The following is a 19,958-nucleotide window of genomic DNA, read 5'->3' on the forward strand; positions in this document are numbered from 1 at the left end:
AGCCTTGGCAATGAGGAATTGAAGACGGAAGTTTTCGCCGGGGAGATTACGGCCCTGGAGCTGGACGTGACCATGGGGGGCACGGTCGAGCTCCTCGTGCGCGCCTTCGACCGCGCACACCGGCTGCACCGCGGCCGCTTCAGCAAGGTCTACCGCAACATGAAGGACAGCGACATCGCGCGGGAGATCGCAGCCGCCGTTGGCCTCAGGGCCGACGTCAAGGAAACCCGCGAGGTGCACGAGTACGTCTTCCAGGACAACGAGACCAACTGGGAGTTCCTGCAGGACAGGGCTACCCGCCTGGGCTTCGAGCTGCAGGTCAGGGACAAGACGCTCGTCTTCAAGCCGCCGCCCAGCGCGCCCTCGAAGGAAGTCTCCCTCGCCTGGCAGGGCGAGCTCCTGTCTTTCAGGGCCCGCATGGTGACCGGAGAACAAGTCAACGAAGTCGAAGTCCGTGGTTGGGACCCCGTCAACAAGAAGCCGGTCAGCGGCATCGCCAGGCAGCCCAAAGGGACGCCGGAAGTCGGCGAGTCGCGCTCGGGCGGCCAGGTGGCGCAGTCCGCGTTTCAGAAGCCCGCGAAGTGCCTGGTGGCCCGCCAGCCTATCTATAGCCAGGCTCAGGCGGACTTACTCGCCCAGACCGTGCTCAACGACCTGGCCGGGACCTTCATCACGGCCGAGGGCGTTGCCCTGGGCGACCCCGAACTCCGGCTTGGCAGCGAGGTGAACCTGTCCAAAGTGGGCAAGCAGTTCACCGGCAAGTACGTGGTCACCCAGATAGCCCACGTCTACCAGCCGGACAGCTACACGATCGAGTTCGAAGTAACGGGCCGGCGTTCCACAGACCTCGTTAGCCTCGTATCTCAGCACGCGGCCCCGGAGATGCACGTCCTCACCGGCCTGGTCTCGAACGTCAAGGACGACCTCGACCTCGGGCGCGTCAAAGTGAAGCTTCCGACCTTCGGCCCGGACATCGAGAGCAACTGGTGCAGGGTCGCCGCCCCCGGGGCGGGGCCCAACCGCGGCATGCAGTATCTGCCGGAGCTCAATGACGAAGTCCTGCTCGTCGGCTCTGACATCAACCACCTCTACGTACTCGGCGGCCTCTGGAGCAAGAGCGACCCCCCGCCACTCAAGAACTCCGCCGCCGTCGACGGCAAGGGCCAGGTGACGAAGAGAGTCATTCAGTCGCGCACCGGCCACCAGATCCTGCTCGATGACAGCGACAGCGGTGGCTCGATCACGATCGTCGACTCCACGGGCAAGAACCGCCTGTTCATCAACACTGCCACCAAGGACGTCGAAATCGAGGCGACGGGGAACATCAAGCTCAAGGCGGCGAAAGGGATCGAGCTCGAAGCCGGCACGGATGTGAAGATGAAGAGCGGGACTCAGTTCGAGATCGAGGCGACGACGAACCTCAAGGTGCAGTCCCAGATGCAGGCGACCTTCAGCGGGCGCCTCGGCGCATCACTGGGCAGCACTACTCAGCTCACCATCGGCGCACCATCCATCAACCTGGGGCCCACGGCATGAACGACACAGGTAGCGCAAGGTCTATTCTCGGCATCGGCTGGCACTTTCCCGTGCGCGTCGACCGCCGGCTCGAAGGGGAAGCGGCAGCTCCCGACCGTGGCAAGGGCGGCATCGCACTCTCGCGCTACGAGGACGACATCGAGCAGGCCATCCGCATCATTCTCTCGACGACCAAGGGCGAGCGGCGCATGCGGCCCACTTTCGGCTGCGACATCCATGACCTGGTCTTCGCGCCCATGAACGCCACTACGTTCGGCCTGATCCGCCACTACGTCGAGGACGCCCTGGACATGTGGGAGCCTCGCATCACGGTCGTCGAAGTCCTGACTCTGCCATCACCATCCGAAGGGCGCGTCGACGTCATCATCAACTACGAAGTGCGCACCACGAAGGACCGGCGCACGCTGGTTTATCCCTTCTACACCATTGGCGAGGACGACGTATGACAACCATGATCCCGATGAACGAGCGCCGCCTCGACCTGCGCGAATTTCAGGACATCGTCGATGAGGCCCGGCGGCTGATTCCTCGCTACTGCCCGGAGTGGACGGACCACAACGTTAGCGACCCCGGCATCACGCTCATCGAGCTTTTCGCCTGGATGACGGAGATGATCCTTTACCAGATCAACCGCGTCCCGGACGAAATGTACGAGAAGTTCCTGGAGCTAATCGGCGTCCAGAGGCGCCCGCCTGAGCCCGCGCTCGCCGACGTCACCTTCTTTCTCTCCGGCGCCATCAACCGGCCGGTGGTCATACCGCCGGACACGGAAGTGGCGACCGACCGCACGGAGTTCCAGGAGGCGATCATCTTCTCCACGGTCGAGCCCCTCGTGATAGCGCCTGTCACGCTCAAGGGGCTACGGGCCTGGCGAGAGGGCCAGGGGTTTGAGGACTACCTGCCATACGTCACGAGCGGCCTGGTGCAGGCGCCGATCTTCAATGACGAGCCGGTGGAAGGCGACGCCCTCTACATCGGCTACGAGAAGGACCTGCGCGGCGCCAGCCTGGTGATCGGCCTCGACTGCCAGGAGCTCGAGGGCGTCCACGTTGACCCGCGCGACCCGCCGCTGGCGTGGGAGTACTACTCCTCGGCGCGCCGCGCCTGGGCGCCCCTGCGGCTGCTGGACCAGTCAGGGACGGGGCGCCTGCGCGAGCCCGGCGCAATCGACCCGACGCTGGGCCTGAACCATCCCGGCGAAATATACGTGCACGTCCCCACCGACTCCACGCCGCAGGTAATCGACGGCATCGAGGCCACCTGGCTCCGGGTGCGATACCTGGAGAAGGAAGGCCAGGGCTACACGACATCGCCGCGAGTCACTGGCATCTCCACGGCCTGCATCGGCGGTACCGTCCAGGCGCGCCAGGCCCAGCTCATTCAGGACGAGTTCCTGGGCCGGAGCGAGGGCGTCCCCGGCCAGACCTTTACCCTGAGCGTCACACCGGTGATCCGGGAGACGAAGCCGCATGTAATCGAGGCGGAACTCGACGGCGAGGTCACGGAGTGGGTCGAAGTGGAGGACTTCGCGGAATCGGGGGAGACGGACAAGCACTTCATGATCCACTACCCCACGGCCCAGGTGCGCTTCGGCCCGGCCGTCCGGGCCAGAGACGGCACCCAGAGGCAATACGGCGCGGTGCCACGCAAGGGCGCGAACCTGGTGCTAAAGGGCTATCGCAGCGGTGGCGGCACCGGAGGGAACATCGGCCAGGGGACCATCACGCAGTTGAAGTCCTCCGTCCCCTTCATTGGCTCTCTGACGAACTACGAACCCTCGCGGGGCGGCCTGAACGAAGAGACCCTCGACGAAGCGAAGTTGCGCGCCCTGGCAGTCCTGAAGCACCCCGTGACGGCCGTAACCCGGGAGGACTACGAGCGTCTCGCGCTCGAGGTCGAGGGCGTCGGGCGCGCTCGCTGCCTCGCTGCCGGCCAGGACGGGAGCACCAGTCCAGGTACAATTCGTCTTCTGCTGGTGCCCGGGTTGGGCAACATGGAGGAGGAGCTTACGCCCGAGATGCTCATGCCCACCCCGGAGTTGATCCAGGCCGTCGCCGCTCAGCTCGAGGCCCGCAAGACGCTGGGCACGGTCGTCGAACTGCAGCCGGCGCCACTCGCCTGGGCGGAAATCGACGCCCACATCTACGTGACCAGGAGCACCGACCCGGCGCGCGCCCAGGACATCGCCGTAAGGCGACTGAGGGCGCTGCTCCATCCCTCGCCGGCGAACGGAGGGAGCGCGAACTTCGGCGCGGCCATCACCGTGTCGCAGATCGCCGGCGTCCTCCAAAGCCTGCCGGGCGTGGTGTACATCGAACGTGTCAGGCTGCGCCGCCAGGGCGACCCCAGCGAGCTAACCCGGCTTCAGCCGCCCCCGGATACGTTGCTCGTGCTTGGTCACTGTTACGTGCTGGCGGAGGTTATCGAAGACTGATGGCAGGCAACGGCGTCACCCTGGAGGAGAGCACCTACCTGCGATACTTGCCGGCCATCTACCGGCAGGACATGTTCATGGGTCGCTTCCTGCGCATCTTCGAAGATGTGCTTACGCCCGTGCAGGGCCTGGTGAACACGCTGACCTTCCAGTTCGACCCCACGGTTGCATCTCCGGCCATGATGGCGCTCCTCGCCAGTTGGGTCGGCGCCGAGCCGCCCGAGGGCCTGGACGAGATCAGCGCTCGGCGCTTCGTCAAGCAGAGCATGACCATCCACAGGTCGCGCGGGACGAAGGAAGCGCTGCGGGCGGCGCTGGACCTCGTGACTGGCCGCCGGGCATACATAACCGAGTACTCGCCCGGTCTGGTCCTGGGCGAGGACGCGAGCCTCGGCCTCAACACCGCGCTCGAGGACGGCGCCCCTCTGCGCTTTCACGTGGCTTTCGACTGCGCTGAAGACGAGGTTGATCCGCGTATGGTGCATGCTATAATTCAGCGCCTTAAGCCGGCCCACGTTGGCTACACAATTTCATTCCGCCCGGGGGCGTAGGTCAGGTTATGACCATACCTCTCCATCCGCCGGTGCGAGTACATCCATTCACCGGCCTGGTTATCGATGTAGACACGTGGGCCACGGCTCACGACTATCATCGTCGCCAGCAGCAGCTTCACCTCCTGACCCTCCATGGCAGTGGCATCGGTTACGGCCTGGATGTCCTGCCGACTGACCCGCCGAGCGACACCCTGATCGTCGAGGCCGGCGTCGCCATCGACGCGCTGGGCAATGTGATTGTCGTACCGGAGCGCCAGCGGGTCACGATCTCGGATGGCGATGCGACGAGCTACATCGTCCTCGATTATGTGGAGAGCATTCCCGCGGCCTCCGAGGTGAAGGACACCAGGGCCCGCGTCGTGGAGGACTTCCGGCTGCGGGTCCTGCAGGCCCTCCCCGAAGCGCCGGCCCTCGAGCTAGCGCGCGTAGTGCGCTCCGACACGTCTGCCGCGATCGTGGCCGCCGCCAACCCCTGGGAGCCCAAGGCCAACGAGGTCGACTGCCGTTTCCGCATCCGGCTCACGCAGCGGGGGCCCAGGCCCCTGAGCGTTGGCCTCGTCGTGCACGGGGACGGTGCCGACCTGGCCGGACACCTTGCCGGCTTCCAGTACTTCCTCAGAGAGCTCGAACGCGAAGGCGTGCGCGCCGCCACCGTGCGGGCATCCGATGGCAACATCCCGAGTACGGACCTGGTGTACCTGACCGGACCGGCAGAAACTGCGCTTCCCGCCGCCCTAACGAAGCGAGTCGCCGAGCGCGTGTCCAAGGGCGGCTGGATTTTCGCTGATGCCTGTGGCCCCGGCACCCAGATGGTGCAGTCGCTGACCACTGCCCTCAAAGGCAGTCACGAGACCGCGGCCAGGGCCGAGTCACTAGTCCTCACCTCCCATTACGTCTTTGGGACTCCCCCTGCCGGGGCCTTCCCCACGAAGGAGATCATCTGGGCGGAGAAGGCCCTGATATCGCCGAGAGATTACGGTTGCGCCTGGGCGGGCCGTCGTGGCGACCAGGTCTTCCAGCGAGACCTCATCCGAAGCGCGCTCGAATTCGCAACAAACGTCGCTTTCGGTGTCCTGCACGAAGTCGACCCGAGGTAGCCGCGTGCCTCACACCAGGCCAGCCACCACGGTGACGCGGCGCACCGCGGGACAGGGATAGCTCAAGTGGCGGGAGTGCAGCAGTCGCCAACGCTCCGAGTGTCCATCTCCCCCGAATCTGAGCGCATTGCTCCCGGCGAGAAGGCCGTCTTTTCGGTCACGATCGTCAACCTGGGACAACAGGCGCAGAGCCAGGAAATCGAAGTCCTTGGCCTGCCGGGCGCCTGGTTCAGCGTCGACTTCGACTCCTCGCGCCTGGCCTTCGAGGGCGAGCAGCGGACTGCGTCCCTTGTGGTTTCAGTCCCCCCGGACGGTGAGCCGGGCTCATATCCCTTCCGGGTCGAAGTCCTCGCAGGAGAGGACTCCAGCGTCGCAGAAGCGTCACTGGAGGTAGTCGCCGAAGGCGCGGCCGGGGACGCGGGCACCTCTTCGCCTCCAGCGGCAGCCCCGAGAGAGGCGCCACCGGTCATCTCATTGAGCCCCGCGTTGGTCGTGTGGCGCGGCGAAGGCCAGAACATGGAGCGCCTCACCCTGAGCGTCGGCAACCCAGGCGACGCGGACGCGGTATACGCCGTACAGGTCACAGGTCTGGACCAGGCCTGGTACAACCTCGCGCCGGTGCTGCGGGTGCCCGCCGGCCAGATCCTCGAGACCGAAATGCGCTTGCAGCCGCCGGCTACGGCGAGGCAGGGCGACTACCCGTTTCGGGTGACAGTGGCCGCCGAAAGACGGCCCGAGGTCGCCTCGACGGCGTCCGGATGGCTGTCGATATCCAAGCGTCAGGGCGCCGCCGCTCCGGCGCCTGCACCCACCCCGGAGCGCGTCGTCTTCACGCCGCCTCCTCAGACGGAGCCTCTGCCCGAGCTCTCGCTGGCGCCCCGGACGACCTTTCGCTTCGGCCCGGCGGACGTGTCGGAGAACGCCATCCTGACGATTCAGAACCGCGGCAAGGTAGCCGAACGCTACCAGCTCTCCGTCTCCGGCATTCCGGAGGACTGGATCGGCTTTGCAACCTCAGAGGTCCGGCTGGAGCCTGGCGCCAGTACCCAGGTCCCCTTGCGCATCACGCCGCGGACAGGAGCGGACTGGCCCGCCGGTGACTACGAGTTCCGCGTTCGGGCTGCTCCAGTAGCCTCTCCCGGGCTCTATGCCGAGGTCGGCGGGCTCATTTCCATAAGCGGCGTCGCCAGCTTCGACGCTCGGCTTGCCCCTGTGCAGGCAGAGGGCGGCACGGCGACCTACACGCTCACAGCCGTGAACACTGGCGACCTCCCCCTCTCGCTGACGCTCGAGGCCGCGGACCCGGAGAAGATGTGCCGCTTCAAGTACGACCCGCCGCGAGACCTCAGCCCAGGCCAACAGGCGGTAGTGCGGCTAAAAGCCGGTGCCAGGCGGAACGGCATCATCGGTTCGCGCGAGACATTCGACTTCCGTGTACGGGTCTTGCCCTCGGGCCAGCCGCCAAGCGCCGCCAAGCTGTTGGACGCCCGCTTTGTCCACAAGCCGCTGCTCGGATACCGAAGCCTCTTCCTTGTCTTCTTCGCGGCGCTGATCGTCGGGCTCGTCGCGCTGGTCCTGAAGTTTGCTTCGCCGGTGGTCGCGGACGCCGCCACATGGATAGGTTGCCAGCTTGACGGCAGCTATCGCCTCTCGGCTGACTCACTCTCGATCAGGAAGCCCGAGTGCGGCGGGCGTCAGCGCGCGGACGACCTCCTCGACTGGCAGCGGAGCCGGCCGGCCTCGCGGGTGGCGCCTGGCGTTGGCTTTCCCGTGCCTGCTGCTCTGCCGCCGTCTCCGAAAATGACTCCATGGGGTGAAGCGACTTGACCAACCGGCTTCCCCAGTCGCCTCTCCTGGGCCTCACCATTGCCCCGGACTCGCAGCACATCGAGCCCGGCGAGCAGGCGGTCTTCCTCCTCTCGATTGAGAACAAGAGCCGGGAGGCTCAGACACAGAGTCTGGAGATCGCCGGCCTTTCCCAGGACTGGTATCGGGTCGATTTCGACGCCCGGCGGCGCGTTTTCCCGGGCGAGCAGCGGTCGGCAACCCTCCTGGTGTCCGTGCCGCGGTCCGAGGCCTCGGCCATCCATCAATTCACGGTAACAGTGCGCGCGGCCGGCGCCGAGAGCAGCGTGGCCGGCACGCTCGAGGTGCGCGGCGCGGTAGTGGCGCCCGCCCCTCCGCCGCCTCCGGAACAGCCCGCGGAGGCGCCCGTGCCCCCACCCGCCGTGTCCCTGAGCCCCCAGGAGGTGTCCTGGCAGGGCCAGGGCGAGGAGGTTCTGCGGGTCAACGTCCGCAACAACGGCGAGAAGGAGACGTCCTACAAGCTCAGCATCCAGGGGCTGCAGAGAGGCTGGTTCACTGCTCCCTCAGGCCTCTCCGTGCCACGCGGCCAGGTCAGGACCGCCGAGGTGCGGATCCACCCTTCGGCCCGCGCGTCTCAGCGGGACTACGCTTTCAAGGTAATCGTGACCGCCGAGGAGGGGGGCGCCCGCAGCGAGGTCGAGAGCCGGCTCAGGGTCGGCGCGCCGGCGGAGAGCCCTCGGGCTGCGGGTGGCGGTATGGCGCCGATATCGGTCCAGCCAGAGCCAGCGCCGACGCCGCGGGCGCAGGCCGCGCCCGTACTGCCGCCGGAGGTCACCCTTGGCCCGCGCACGACGTTCCACTTCGGCACGGGCGACGTCGCGGCGCAGGCAATCATCACCGTGCAAAACCGGAGCCGCCTCATCGAGGGCTACACCATCGCCATCGAGGGGATCGCCGAGGAGTGGTACGACTTGCCGATGACCCAGGTCCGGCTCGAGCCGGGCGCGAGCGCCCAGGTGCCCTTGCGCCTGACGCCGCGCGCCGGCGGCACCGCCGTACCCTCCGGCGAGTACAGATTCCGTGTGCGAGTCGCCCCTCACAGCTTCCCGGACTCCTTCGCGGAAGTCGGCGGCGTGATCTCCATTGCCGGGGTCGCAGCCTTCGACGCTCGACTTACGCCGGTGCAGACGGCGGGGCGCAAGGAGAAGTTCAAGCTCACGCTCCTGAACACTGGCGGCGTCCCGCTGAGTCTCCTCATCGAAGGTTCCGACCCCGAGGGCATGTGCACCTTCCGCTATCCACCGCCGCCGAACCTGGAGCCGGGCGAACAGGCTGTCGTCCCCATCTGGGTCGGCGCGCGGCGGAACGGGTTCGCCGGCCAGCCGAAGGCGCTCGACGTGCAATTCCGCGTGGCTCCGGCCGGCAGCACCTCCACGGCCGCCCGCACTTTCAACGCCCGCTTCGTCCACGAGCCCTTCCTGAGCTCGCGGATGCTTTCCCTCAGCGCGCTGTTCGCGGTCCTGGCGATGGTCATCGGTATGATCTTCGTGTTGGGCACGTCGAAGGTTTCGCACGCCTTCACGGTGATTTCCTGCGGCTTCGATGACGACTATCGGGAGTTCAGTGGCGGGCCCGTGCTGGTGCGGGAGAAGTGTGGCGGCGCCCCGATACCCTGCCAGAAGGGGTTCTGCGCCGCGATCGGCGAGACTGTCGTGCCGACGACGCCCACCGCGAGGCCCAGCACGCCATCGCCCACGGCGGTGGCTACGCCGACCACGGGGCCCCCGGCCTGTGTGAGTGCGCCAGACATAGGCCTCGCTGTGGGACGGAACGTCACTCTCAGGGAAGACGCCCGCATCCGCGCCGACGCTGGTGTGAATCAGCAGATTGTGGGTCGAGGTAACAACCGTCCAGGGGTGGTAGTGTCAGGGCCGAAGTGCGTCGACAACCTCGTCTGGTGGGAGGTCGACTCGGGGCTGCGCGGCTGGACCGCCGAGCGGGACGAGAACGGCGTACAGTTGATCCTGCCCCGATAAGACGGGCGGCTCACTTGCCGCGGATGACCTCGAACAGTCTCCGGGTCTCCTCCGATGGCGGCAGCCCCAGTTCGGCCTTCAAGACCTCCTCGCAGGCACGATACTGCTGGAGCGCCTGCGAGCGGTTGCCAAGGCGCCAGTGGGCTTGCATCAGCCAGCGGTGGGCAGCCTCGTCGAAGGGCTCCTTTTTCACCATGAGGCTGGCGTAGTCGAGGACGGAGCGCCAATCATCGTCCTTCGCCGATTGCGTCGTGACCCAGCTCAGCGCCTGGTAATAAGCGGCGCTCAGGGTGCGTCGCGGTTCGACAACCCACTCTTCGTAGGGGTCGCTTTCTAAGAGCTCGCCGTGGTACATCGCGAGCGCGCTCACAAGGTGTGAGCGCGTGCCGGCGGTGTCCCGCGACTCCAGGGCCTGGCGCGCCGAGGCAAGGCGCTGCTGGAAGTCCCACAGGTCCGTGGAGACGACGGAGGGGTCGAGGCCGCAGGCGCCCTGCCTGACGAGCACGCACTTCGCGGACTCTGCCGCCACTTCAGCGAGCGTCGACCGGATCTGGTGGATGGCGATGCTGAGGTTGTTGGAGCCGCGTGCGGGAGGCGCATCCGGCCAAAAGAGATCGATCAGGACGTCACGAGGCACCATGCGGCCCTTTTCCATGGCCAGATACGCTAGCAACAGACGCGCCTTCTTGCTCGGCCAGCGAGTTACGCTACGGCCCGCCGCCTCCACGTCGAATGACCCGAGGAGGCTAATGTGCACCAGGGCGCTGTCCCGGACCGGAGCCTCCGGCCTCTGCGATGGCGGTGCCGGCGCCGGCGTCCTCACGGCCAGCAGGATCTCCTGACTCAGGCGCAAGAGGTGGTCGAGCTCGCGCCTGGACTCCGCCGCGATGGCGTGCAGGGACTCCAGGTTGCGCAGGATCGCCGGAATCCGCGCGTCCTCCTGTACCGAAGGCACCATTCCGAGCACGAACGGCAAGGCAGGGTAGGTGCCAATCAGGGGTTGAAGCTCGGGGCTGGTGGCGGTAGGCACGCCTGTCCCCTTGAAGCAAGTACAGGTCCTGGACGCGGCGTAATCCTACACAGGATGGCCCCGCCCGACAACAGCCCGCTCTGTGAACCTCGCCACGCCGGGCGTCAGGCGAGCGAGCCAACGCCCTCCGTTTCCCCGAAGGCGGGTATGGCGGCGCGAGGTGAAGCAAACGCAGCCCTGCGCCTAACAGAACGCGAAGCGGTCAGGAGACGCCGTTGGCGGCCTGCCGCCGGACGGCGCCCAGCACGAACAGCGCCACGCCCGCAAGGCTGAGAATCACACCCGCGACTAACAGGAAGCCCCGGCCGTCGGAGCCACCACCGCCCGTCCCGGGAAGCGATGCTGGCAACTCCGCGCTGGAAGGGGTCGCCACTACGCAGGACCCGGAGACGGCGGCTTCCAGGGCCGGCAGGGTAGCGGTCGCGGTTGCGGTAGGCGTGTCAGCGCCGGCCGGCGTCTGCGTCGGGGAGGGGCCGGCGGGCAGGGTCGCCGTGGCGAGGGACGTCGAGGTAGCCGTGACCGTCGGCGGAGGCGTGGCCGTCGAGGTGGACGTCGGAGCGGCGGTCGCGGTGCTGGTCGGGGTGTCGGCGGGTGCGCTGGTGGAGGTCGCGGTCGTGGTCGCCGTGGCGGTCCAGGTAGCGGTGCTAGTCGAAGTCGCCGTGCTGGTCGAAGTAGGCGTGGGGGTACAGGTGGCGACCGGCGTTATAGTAGCCTCACAAGCGGGACCGGGGAGGGTGACGTGGCCGTCGTGCGTGTGGCCGCCGCCGGCCTGCACGTGGCCCTGGATTGTGCCGGTCCCAGGGTAGTTCGCGACCAGCACGAAGGAGACCTGCTCCGAAGCCGCCGTGCCCTCGGGGCCCTGGAGGATGTTCTCCCACTTGATGCCCCGGAAGCCGCTTCCGTGCCCGTGCCCGTCGCCATCCTGCCCGTAGCTACCACCGTCGCTGACGGAGACGACGTTCGAGAAGCAGCCGCTGATTACGAAGTGGCTAAGCTGGTGGGGCCTGCCGTCCCAGTACAGCGTGTAGAACCAGGTCGATTGGCCCGGAGCGGGCGTGTCGTAGTGCACGCCGTCGAAGCTCAGCGAGAAGTTGGACGCCTCGCCGTCAAAGGGCGAAGGGGCGGCGGCCGTTTCGCTCCTCATGGCGAGGAAGAGCAAGAGCGCGCCGAGTGTTAGTAGAAGCGCTGCAGGACCGGTGTGCCAGGATATCTTGCGCGACAAGGCGACCTCCATCCCGGAAGCACTTACCGTGCTTCCGGTTCTGATATCGGCACCTTAACGAGCGCCCGCTAGGGGTGAGGGGCACCTTTCCGGAAGGGCGAATGGGCTTACAGGAGTGCAGCTGGCTGGGCAAGGCGGCGTGCTGGATGACGACAACGCTTTTGCGATGGATGCGCTCGGCAGCGACGATTCGCCTGCCGCTTTAGACCTTCGTCCAATGTCCTCCATGCGGGCGGACGATGTCGTAGATGCCGTCTCCTAGCAACTGTCGCAGTCGACCGTCGCGATGCGTGGTCTCCGATCCCGGGTTGATTGAAGCCCGTCGTGACGCGATTGATGAGCTCGGCCTCTTTCGAGCCGGTGACCTGGAGCTCTGGGACTAATCCCACAGTCAAAGGCCAGCCGCCACCAACATTTCTTCGTACACACCCGGCTTCAGCAATTCCGTGATCAGGAATCGCACCCATTCTTCTGTGTATACGTAGTCCTTGTGAACATTGTCGTAGATGCAATAGCGCGAGTCTGTAGCAGCCGGCTCGGCCGCGCCTGTCTCGGGACGCACCTTCCAGCGGCGCCACGCGCGGGGGTGATGGTAGGATCGGCTAAACGGCTTGCCGATGGCCGCCGCAACCCTCTCGCACACCTCCTTCGGCTTGAGATAGCCCACGTTGAGGGAGGGAACCAGCTTCTGCTTGATCAGCGTGACAACTTTGTTGTATTGCTCCGGGTCATTGGGGTCGTATGGAACGAATTCGACGGCGAGGGCATCCCTGGAGCGATGGTTGCCGACCATCGGGAGCAAGAAGACCTTGTAGCTGTACGCCATGTCGCCCAGGATGTCGCCGCTTAGGCCACTTCGGAACTGCTCGATGTAATCCTTGATCTCCTGCGGCACCGGCCGAAGAAGGCGACGAAGGGCCTCTTGAGCCGCCGGGCCTCGCATCTTTGAGAACTGAAGTGAGATCGCGAGGCTCTCGTTGAGGCCATGGCTGCTCCCGAACTCCCGCTCCATAAACTCCTCAAAGTTGAACAGGAGGGCCTGACACTCTCCGAAGATCTCCAGGTCGATACAAGGAACCTCGGCATGTTCGATCAGGTTGCGCAGGCCGATGAAGAACCGCAGGTTCTGGGCTACTGCATCGTCCTCGCCGCCCCAGTAGCGGCGCACGCACTCGCGCAGGTCCCAGACTTTCCGTCGGCCGTCGATTCGCTCGAAGCGATTCGAGCCTGGCTTTCTGTAGTACGGTTTGATGCCCTGCTTATGAAATACCGCCAAGAGAAGCGCGGTCCAGGCGACGTGCATGAGGACGACGTAGGAGCCAGACTTGAAGGAGGCCAGAGGGTTGTTGTAGGCGGCGACGGCCTGGAGCGCGGCTTCCCTCGCCTTATCAAGGAGCATCCTCACTTGTGAATGCCCTCTGGCCACGCCCATTCCTCACGAGCGTCAGAACGAGGCCAAGTGACGCAGGAGGTGGAGTTCTACTACTTCGCGTTTGAGCTCTGGCCCGATCTCCCGGCGCTTCTGCTCCAGCCGCTGGCCTTCGCCCCGAGCTACGAGCCTTGCCACCTCCTCAGGCTGCATGGACGATTGGACGCCGAAAGGAGCCGGCTGTCAAGAACAAATGCCCTACTTCACTCGCTGCACGTGCAGGGCTGTGGTGGGCCCTCTGGGATTCGAACCCAGGACCGACGGATTAAAAGTCCGCTGCTCTGCCGGGCTGAGCTAAGGGCCCAATCGATTATAGACGCCGGTCCGCTAGCCCACCCCGGCCCCGCGGACGCGTGCCGCGACCGCCCACCGGCATCGCCGATGCGCCTGTCTCGTCCCGAGCCCTGAGCCGGGCTTGCTCCCGCAGTCCGGGAGCCGGCGTAGGGCGCCGGTCTGGAGCTCGAGCAGCCCTCACGGGGCAAAGTCAACACTCCGGGCCCTCTCGCGCGGAGAAGCGTAGCCCTCGCGTCCTCTTCAGGCCGCTCCGCCGGTTGCGCTGCCTGGAGCTCGATGGACCACGCTCAGCGGGCGTCCTCCCGCTTCCGCGGCGACGTCCTCGAATGTCGCGGAGCCGGGCTTAGCGACCCTTGTACTCGGGTTTGCGCTTCTGGGCGAAGGCGAGCGGCCCTTCGCGCGCGTCCTCGGTGCGGCTGATCTCGCGCGACTTCTCCGCTTCCAGGGCCAGGCCTTCCTCCAGGGACATCTCGCGGCCGCGCATCACGGCCTCCTTGATGGCGCGGACCGCGAGCGGGCCGCAGCTGCAGATCTCGTCGGCGATCTCGCGCGCCTTGGCCATCAGCTGGTCCTGGGGGACCACGTCGCTGACCAGGCCGGCGCGCAGGGCTGTCTCGGCGTCGATGCGGCCGCCGGTCATCAGGAGCTTCATGGCGATGGCCATCGGGACGGCGCGCGGAAGACGCTGGGTGCCACCGGCGCCCGGGATGATGCCGCGGGTAGGCTCGGGCAGGCCGAACGAGGCGTTCTCGGAGGCGATACGGATGTCACAGGAGAGGGCGATCTCCAGTCCGCCCGCGAGGCAGTAGCCGTTTATCGCGGCTATTATCGGCTTCCAGCACTCGAAGCCCCGGGTGATGCCGCCGAACGGGGCGGGGCGCACAGGGCGGGTATCGCCCTGGCCCTGGGCCCTCATGGCAGTTGCCACCAGGTCATTGCCGGTGGAGAAGGCGCGGTCGCCCGCGCCGGTAAGGATCGCGACCCAGACGCCGTCGTCTTCCTTGAAGTCGGTGAAGGCTTCCAGAAGCTCGGCGCTGGTCAGAGGGTCAATTGCGTTTAGCTTCTCGGGGCGGTTAATGGTGATATAGGCGATGCGGCCTTCCTTGGCGTATAGGATCCGCTCGAAGCTCATTGCTGGAGTCCCTTTCTCGTGGAGATCGGGCCACAAAGTAGCACAATCACGAATTTCGATGGAGATTGCTTATCTCGGCTTGAATATAGTCGCAGCCCTGTGCATTATTGGGATGGTTTTGCAAAAAATGACGATTATTCCGGAATTGGGCCTGGCCATCCCGTGCCTCAGCCCCCAATCGCACATGGAGGGACTCCGTGCCAATTGACAAGGAAGCAGTCCAAAAGGAAACCACCCCGCTGATGACCCTGGTGGATGCCGCCAATGTGGCCCAGAGGGGCCTGGAGAAGCGCCTGTCCCACCTTCAGCTGAGCGTTGCCCAGGAGCGCATCCTTACCCTGGTCTACTTCGCCAGAGAGCCGCTGACGCCCTCCATGCTGGCCGCACTCCTCCTGCAGGAGACGCACAGTGTCAGCGGCCTCCTGAACCGCCTTGAGGACCGAGACCTGATCACGCGCACGCGCGACCGCCAGGACCGCCGCGTGGTCTGGGTGGGGCTTACGGACAAGGGCAAGAAGGTGGCCGAAGAGGCTATCCAGATCACCCTGGACATGGCCAGGGAGTACAGGTCGCTCCTGCAGGGCCCGGGCGCTGACAAGCTGCTCGAGAGCATCCGCCAGGTGCGCGACCTCGGCTTCCGGCTCGCCGGCGTCAAGGAAGAGGTCCGCCGCGAAGCCATGAAGCGGGTCTGGGACTAAAGACTCAGGGCCCGTTTTGTTTTGCCGCGGTCAGAAATCGATTCCAGTCTGGGCCTTGATGCCCTGCTGGAACGGGTGCTTGACCTCTCGCATCTCGGTGACGAGGTCAGCGAAGTCGACCAGCGCCTGAGGGGCGTCGCGGCCGGTGATGATCACGTGCAGGTCCGGGGGGCGCGACCTTAGCACGTTGATGACTTCGTCCAGGTCGAGCCAGCCGTAGTTGAGGGGATAGGTCATCTCGTCCAGTACCACCAGGTCGTACTGGCCGGACTCGATCTTCTCCTTGCATACCTCCCAGCAGCGGCGGGCGAGAGCCTTGTCCTTCTCGATGTCCTTCGAGAGCCAGGTGAAGCCCGCGCCCAGCGGGATCATCTCGATGCCCAGCTTCCGGGCGGCCCGCTCCTCGCCGTAGTTCGAGGTCTCGCTCTTGATGAAAGAGAGCATTATGCAGCGCCAGCCGCGGCCGAAGGCGCGAAAGATGGCGCCGAGCGCGGCGGTGGTCTTTCCCTTGCCGTTACCTGTGTAGACGATGACGAGCGGCTTACGTTTCTTTACGGGCATGCGAGTCCCTTCACGAGCGCAGGGCGCCGGTGGCACCCCCTGTTGAGTCAGCGGGCTTCACCCGGACAGCAGCGTTCCCGGCCTCCGGAGGGGCCGCGCTACCTGGGGAATTCTACAGGTCGAGGAGCGAAAGAAAGCGCTTTTCGGACTTGTGGGGGCCGACGATGGCGAGGTTGAGGTGGTTGCGCACGAGGATCGTGTCGACGACACGGGAGATGTCCTCGGGCGCGACGGCATCGATGCGCGCGACGACCTCCTCGGGTGTGAGCACGTGGCGGGTGAGCATCTCCTGACTGCCGAGCCAGGCGGAGACGGCGCGGGTATCCTCCATTCGCAGTAGGAGGCGGCCCTTGGACAGCTCTTTAGCCTTGTGAAGCTCCTCTTCCGGGATGCCGTCGCGCAGCTTGATCAGCTCGGACACGAGGGCGGCGACGGCGTCCCGGCCGCGGGAAGGGTCGACGGCGGCGTAGACGCCGAAGGAGCCGGCGTCCAGGAAGTGCGAGACATAGGCGTGGACGTCGTAACAGAGGCCCCGGCGCTCCCTGAGCTCGACGAAGAGGCGGCTGCTCATACCTTCGCCGAAAAGCACGGAGAGAAGGTCGATGGCGTAGCGGTCAGGGTGCTCGAGAGGCAGGCCGCGGACGGCCATCGCGATGTGCGACTGTTCCGTGCGCTTGTAGAGGACGCTGCAGCGCGGCGCGTCCTGTCCGTTCCTGGCCGGGAACCAGGCGCCAGGGGCACCGGCGGAGGCGCCCGCGAACTTCGACGCCACGAGGTCCGTGACCTCGTCGTGGTCGACGTTGCCCGCGATCGAGACGACCATGTTGCTGGGCAAGTACTGACGGCCCATGTAGTCCAGCGTCATCTCCCGCGTGAGGCCCTCGATGGACTCCTTTGAGCCGGCGACATCCCAGCCGAGTGGCTGCTCCGGCCAGAGGAGCTCGTCCAGGAGGAGGTCGACCTGCTGGCCGGGTGAGTCGGCTACGGACGCCAACTCCTCCAGCACGACTTTGCGTTCCTTCTCCAACTCCTCGGGGTCGAACAGCGGCCGGCGCACGAGGTCGACCAGCACATCGAGGGCGAGGTCAAGGTGACGACGGGCGACCTTCGCGTAGTACACGGTGAACTCGCGGTCGGTGGCGGCGTTGAGCACGCCCCCGACGCTGTCGATGGCTTCGGAGATGAGCTGGGGGCTGGGGCGAGTGCTTGTCCCCTTGAAGAGCATGTGTTCCACGAAGTGGGAGACACCGGACTCGGGGGCCGTCTCGTAGCGCGACCCCGCGCCGACGTAGACGCTGATCGCCACGCTGTAGGTGTGAGGCATGGCCGAGGTGAGGACCCTCAGGCCATTGGGCAACACTGACTTGCGGTATGCGGCGGAAGGGAGAGCTGGGATCATGATCGGGCGGGGGTGAACGTGCCGGTAGTGTAGGAAGGCCCCGAGTAAGGGTCAAACGAAGCGCGAGGCGACCGGGCTCTGGCGCTGCAGCAATCCGGCGATCCGGCTGGCCCGGGCTTCGGTACGTCGCACGCAGACCCGGCGACGGCCAGGCCAATCTTCCGGGACTGGCCGCGACGCTGGAGACCCTTCGGGATCCCTTCCTTTCGCGCAAGACCTACACTTGAGCTGATGCTCGCGAAGCTGCGCGCTTCCTTCGTCGTTGCCGGCCTGGCCCTGGTCGCGGGACTGGCCGCCATTATTGCCCTGCTCTTCGGCGGCCCCGACGACTCCGCCGGAACCCTCGACTCGTTTCACTTCGTCGCCAGGCTGGCGGTCGAGCCGAGCGAGTACTCTGCTCACCCTACCGTGGACCGGATCGAGGGTTGGTACAGGGCCCCGGAGCTTGTGCGCTGGGAGTTCTCCTACGAGGACCCACGCCTCCGGGACCGGCGGATGGTCGACGTCCAGGACGGTGACTGGCTGTGGACCTACGACGGCGAAACGAACACTTAATCGGACGCCGCTGACCGCGGAGGTGAAGGAGAGGACGCCATTCTTGCCCACGTTCAGCGTGATCCTTGGTCCCTTGCCGGCCGAAAGCGTCGCATCCTTCTTCGACCGATGGCCGGGCACCAGCTCGAAAGTGATCGGAAGGGAGACCCTGCTGGGAAAGAGCGTGCAGGTGGTCCAGGTTACGACTCCAGATGGAAGCACGCTTACGTTCTGGATCGACCCGAAGTTCAGGTTCGTCCTGCGCCACGTTAGCGAAAGCGAAGGCATGTCTCTCAGGGCCGAAGTCACGCAGTTGGAGTACAACATTGCCCTGCCGAAGGAGCTGTTTCGTTTCGTCCCGCCTGCCGGCTCGCTTGAGACCTCCCCGGGGTCCGGGCGCTTTGCCGGGTCCCTTGGACCGACGGGTGGACGCGAGGTGAGGCCTCCTCCGGGCTTCCTCGCCCCCGCCTACCTTCCGGATGGCTTCTTGAACATGGGCGAAAGCGTCCAAGTCACAGACGGCAGGGTGACTGCTCATGAGGTCCATCTCGGCCGTCGAGGCGGCGGGGCCGAGCTTGTCATCAGGCAGCAGTTCCGCGCGGGCGGCCTGCCAGACCACCTCGCCACCGGCCAACCGATCAGCGTCGGCGGCAGACCAGGCTATCGCTCCAGCGTCAGCGGCGAGGAGACCCTCGTCTTCGCCGCGGGCAATGTCGTGGTAACCGTGAGCAGCGCCGGCCTGCCTTTCGAAGAACTGCTGAGGGTCGCTGAATCCCTGGCCCCCCTAGCTCCCGAGCCAGGTAACGTCGCCGCAGAGGTCCGGGGGATGGCTCTTCGAGGCGAACACGGCATATTCGCGCTTCGCGTCGCCGATCGTAGTGTCGTCGCCGTGCCCGGGGAGGACGAGAGTGGAGTCCGGGAGGGCGAAAAGGTGGGTCCTGATGGACTCGATCTCCTGCTGGAGGTCTTCGGGCTTCATCGTGCGTCCCGGGCCTCCCGGGAAGAGCGTGTCGCCCGAGATGAGATGATTGCCGGCGAGGAGGCAGATGCTCCCCGGCGTGTGCCCGGGCGTGTGCAGCACACGCACGGTGCCGCCACCGACGGCGACCTCCTGCCCGTGCGCCAACGTCCCCGACACCTCGCGGCCGGCAGCGTCGTCGGCATGGCAGTAGATCGGCGCGCCCGTCTTTTCACGCAAGACGTCGATGCCGCCCCAGTGGTCTCCGTGCCGGTGGGTGATCAGGATGCCGAGGACCCTCAGGCCCTCGAGATGCGGCAGGACCTTCTCGCTCTCTTGCGGGGCGTCGACCACGACGGCCTCGCGGCGCGCGGGGTCGAAGACCACATAGCTGTTATTCGCGAATGGGCCCAGGGGCCCGACCTTGACCACCTGGAGTCCTTCCGACCGGTACTGCATCGGTTGCGGGTCCTCCCCTATTGCGCCGGAGCTGGTGCAGCCTTCCGGCTCAGCGTGGCCTAGCCGGCTCGCTTCGCTACCTGGTAGATGGTCGTGTGGCGAATGCGCGCTAGTTCGCGGCCGTCCTCCGAGATGATCACGCCATCGACCACCCCGTACTGATGGCCCTTCCGCTCGTAGGCCTCGCGGAAGTGCCCGGCGACGGTCACCGTCTGGCCTGCCTCCGCCGCCGCCAGGTGCTGGATGTGGCTGCGGGCGTGGATGGCGGGGCCGTAGGTGTAGGAGTGGTGGATGAGAGGCGTCATGCGGGCCGCGAGCCAGGCCGGATGGATGAGAGGGCTTTCGTCCGCGAACAGGGCCGTCTCGTCCTGCTCGCGCTCGAGGGCGAAGCGGCGCGCTTCCTCTTTGGTAATCGCGACGGCCATGGGGCGCAGGTCCTGGCCCACCGGCGCCACCTCCGGCGTCAGCTGGGGCACCGACGCCGGCCGCGGCTCCGCCTGGCGCCGGGCCGGGACCCGGAGCTCTGCGAGCCATGGGGCGCGGCCGAGCCCGAGCTCGCCCGAGACGCAGACTTCGCCGTCCTGGTTCGTCATTGTCAGCTCGAACAGGCCGTCGTCCCGTTCGACGACGCGGGCCGTCATTTCGTCGCCCGGATAAGTCGGGCGACGGAAGGAGACATCGATCCATCCGTCCGACAGCCACCGGGGCCCCAGGGCCTGGAGGATCGCGGGCACCGTCCAGCCGTAAACGGTCACTCCGCCCACCAGCGCTGCGCGGTA

18 protein-coding genes and 1 tRNA gene are annotated in these 19,958 nt (G+C 66.3%); 9 read left to right on the top strand and 10 right to left on the bottom strand.

The window, feature by feature from the left end:
* From VNN10_01470 to VNN10_01500, 7 genes are all read left to right on the top strand, one after another.
* Positions 1-1,536, top strand: a 1,536-nt coding sequence (locus tag VNN10_01470) for a VgrG-related protein (protein HXH20668.1), incomplete at its 5' end; no start/stop codon positions are given.
* Positions 1,533-1,982, top strand: a complete 450-nt coding sequence (locus tag VNN10_01475) for a GPW/gp25 family protein (protein HXH20669.1) — start codon at positions 1,533-1,535, stop codon at positions 1,980-1,982. The genes VNN10_01470 and VNN10_01475, both read left to right, overlap by 4 nt.
* Positions 1,979-3,970: a putative baseplate assembly protein gene (locus VNN10_01480; GenBank protein HXH20670.1), complete on the top strand. Its 1,992-nt coding sequence runs from the start codon at positions 1,979-1,981 to the stop codon at positions 3,968-3,970. Before VNN10_01475 ends, VNN10_01480 begins: the two co-directional genes overlap by 4 nt.
* Positions 3,970-4,521: a phage tail protein gene (locus VNN10_01485; protein HXH20671.1), complete on the top strand. Its 552-nt coding sequence runs from the start codon at positions 3,970-3,972 to the stop codon at positions 4,519-4,521. The genes VNN10_01480 and VNN10_01485 overlap by 1 nt, the downstream gene beginning before the upstream one ends.
* A gap of 8 nt (positions 4,522-4,529) precedes the next feature.
* Positions 4,530-5,621 (top strand): hypothetical protein, encoded by a 1,092-nt coding sequence (locus VNN10_01490; GenBank protein HXH20672.1) that lies wholly within the window; start codon positions 4,530-4,532, stop codon positions 5,619-5,621.
* Positions 5,622-5,696: 75 nt separating this feature from the next.
* Positions 5,697-7,448 carry a hypothetical protein gene (locus VNN10_01495; GenBank protein ID HXH20673.1) on the top strand — a complete coding sequence of 584 codons (1,752 nt, stop codon included), beginning with the start codon at positions 5,697-5,699 and terminating at the stop codon, positions 7,446-7,448.
* The gene (locus VNN10_01500) at positions 7,445-9,463 is read left to right on the top strand and encodes a hypothetical protein (protein ID HXH20674.1); all 2,019 of its coding nucleotides are present in this window, start codon (positions 7,445-7,447) and stop codon (positions 9,461-9,463) included. The genes VNN10_01495 and VNN10_01500 overlap by 4 nt, the downstream gene beginning before the upstream one ends.
* Positions 9,464-9,473: 10 nt before the next feature.
* On the opposite strand, the gene VNN10_01505 is transcribed toward VNN10_01500, so the two are convergent.
* The 6 genes from VNN10_01505 to VNN10_01530 all read right to left on the bottom strand — a co-directional run bounded on the left by VNN10_01505 (position 9,474) and on the right by VNN10_01530 (position 14,570).
* Positions 9,474-10,493 carry a BTAD domain-containing putative transcriptional regulator gene (locus VNN10_01505; GenBank protein ID HXH20675.1) on the bottom strand — a complete coding sequence of 340 codons (1,020 nt, stop codon included), beginning with the start codon at positions 10,491-10,493 and terminating at the stop codon, positions 9,474-9,476.
* Between the two features lie 202 nt (positions 10,494-10,695).
* A complete protein-coding gene (locus tag VNN10_01510; protein ID HXH20676.1) occupies positions 10,696-11,637 on the bottom strand; it encodes a hypothetical protein in 942 nt (313 codons plus the stop codon).
* A gap of 469 nt (positions 11,638-12,106) precedes the next feature.
* Positions 12,107-13,147 (bottom strand): DUF3644 domain-containing protein, encoded by a 1,041-nt coding sequence (locus VNN10_01515; protein ID HXH20677.1) that lies wholly within the window; start codon positions 13,145-13,147, stop codon positions 12,107-12,109.
* A gap of 12 nt (positions 13,148-13,159) precedes the next feature.
* On the bottom strand, positions 13,160-13,282 hold the full coding sequence (locus VNN10_01520; protein ID HXH20678.1) for a hypothetical protein: 123 nt from the start codon (positions 13,280-13,282) through the stop codon (positions 13,160-13,162).
* An 89-nt stretch (positions 13,283-13,371) separates the two neighbouring features.
* Positions 13,372-13,448, bottom strand: a tRNA-Lys gene (locus VNN10_01525).
* A 333-nt stretch (positions 13,449-13,781) separates the two neighbouring features.
* A complete protein-coding gene (locus VNN10_01530) occupies positions 13,782-14,570 on the bottom strand; it encodes an enoyl-CoA hydratase-related protein (GenBank protein ID HXH20679.1) in 789 nt (262 codons plus the stop codon).
* Positions 14,571-14,767: 197 nt separating this feature from the next.
* On the opposite strand from VNN10_01530, the gene VNN10_01535 reads away from it, so the two are divergent.
* Positions 14,768-15,268: a MarR family transcriptional regulator gene (locus VNN10_01535; protein HXH20680.1), complete on the top strand. Its 501-nt coding sequence runs from the start codon at positions 14,768-14,770 to the stop codon at positions 15,266-15,268.
* 30 nt (positions 15,269-15,298) lie between these two features.
* On the opposite strand, the gene cobO is transcribed toward VNN10_01535, so the two are convergent.
* Both cobO and VNN10_01545 read right to left on the bottom strand, forming a co-directional pair.
* Positions 15,299-15,829 carry a cob(I)yrinic acid a,c-diamide adenosyltransferase gene (gene cobO, locus VNN10_01540; protein HXH20681.1) on the bottom strand — a complete coding sequence of 177 codons (531 nt, stop codon included), beginning with the start codon at positions 15,827-15,829 and terminating at the stop codon, positions 15,299-15,301.
* Positions 15,830-15,941: 112 nt separating this feature from the next.
* Entirely contained in the window at positions 15,942-17,228 is a 1,287-nt protein-coding gene (locus VNN10_01545; protein HXH20682.1) for a pitrilysin family protein, read from the bottom strand.
* Between the two features lie 231 nt (positions 17,229-17,459).
* Between VNN10_01545 and VNN10_01550 the strand changes: the two genes are divergently transcribed.
* The gene (locus tag VNN10_01550; GenBank protein HXH20683.1) at positions 17,460-17,783 is read left to right on the top strand and encodes a hypothetical protein; all 324 of its coding nucleotides are present in this window, start codon (positions 17,460-17,462) and stop codon (positions 17,781-17,783) included.
* Positions 17,784-18,546: 763 nt separating this feature from the next.
* Here the strand turns inward: VNN10_01550 and VNN10_01555 are convergent.
* On the bottom strand, positions 18,547-19,179 hold the full coding sequence (locus VNN10_01555; protein ID HXH20684.1) for an MBL fold metallo-hydrolase: 633 nt from the start codon (positions 19,177-19,179) through the stop codon (positions 18,547-18,549).
* A 59-nt stretch (positions 19,180-19,238) separates the two neighbouring features.
* Positions 19,239-19,958, bottom strand: a 720-nt coding sequence (locus tag VNN10_01560; GenBank protein ID HXH20685.1) for a hypothetical protein, incomplete at its 5' end; no start/stop codon positions are given.

Source organism: Dehalococcoidia bacterium (assembly GCA_035574915.1).
Taxonomy (GTDB): Bacteria; Chloroflexota; Dehalococcoidia; order DSTF01; family WHTK01; genus DATLYJ01.

Bases quoted from the DNA above. Each gene is read 5' to 3' on its own strand.
- VNN10_01530 (HXH20679.1), bottom strand. From the start codon at position 14,570: ATGAGCTTCGAGCGGATCCTATACGCCAAGGAAGGCCGCATCGCCTAT.
- VNN10_01515 (HXH20677.1), bottom strand. From the start codon at position 13,147: ATGGGCGTGGCCAGAGGGCATTCACAAGTGAGGATGCTCCTTGATAAG.
- VNN10_01490 (HXH20672.1), top strand. From the start codon at position 4,530: ATGACCATACCTCTCCATCCGCCGGTGCGAGTACATCCATTCACCGGC.
- VNN10_01480 (HXH20670.1), top strand. From the start codon at position 1,979: ATGACAACCATGATCCCGATGAACGAGCGCCGCCTCGACCTGCGCGAA.
- VNN10_01550 (HXH20683.1), top strand. From the start codon at position 17,460: ATGCTCGCGAAGCTGCGCGCTTCCTTCGTCGTTGCCGGCCTGGCCCTG.
- VNN10_01510 (HXH20676.1), bottom strand. From the start codon at position 11,637: ATGAGGAGCGAAACGGCCGCCGCCCCTTCGCCCTTTGACGGCGAGGCG.
- VNN10_01475 (HXH20669.1), top strand. From the start codon at position 1,533: ATGAACGACACAGGTAGCGCAAGGTCTATTCTCGGCATCGGCTGGCAC.
- VNN10_01555 (HXH20684.1), bottom strand. From the start codon at position 19,179: ATGCAGTACCGGTCGGAAGGACTCCAGGTGGTCAAGGTCGGGCCCCTG.
- cobO (HXH20681.1), bottom strand. From the start codon at position 15,829: ATGCCCGTAAAGAAACGTAAGCCGCTCGTCATCGTCTACACAGGTAAC.
- VNN10_01545 (HXH20682.1), bottom strand. From the start codon at position 17,228: ATGATCCCAGCTCTCCCTTCCGCCGCATACCGCAAGTCAGTGTTGCCC.
- VNN10_01485 (HXH20671.1), top strand. From the start codon at position 3,970: ATGGCAGGCAACGGCGTCACCCTGGAGGAGAGCACCTACCTGCGATAC.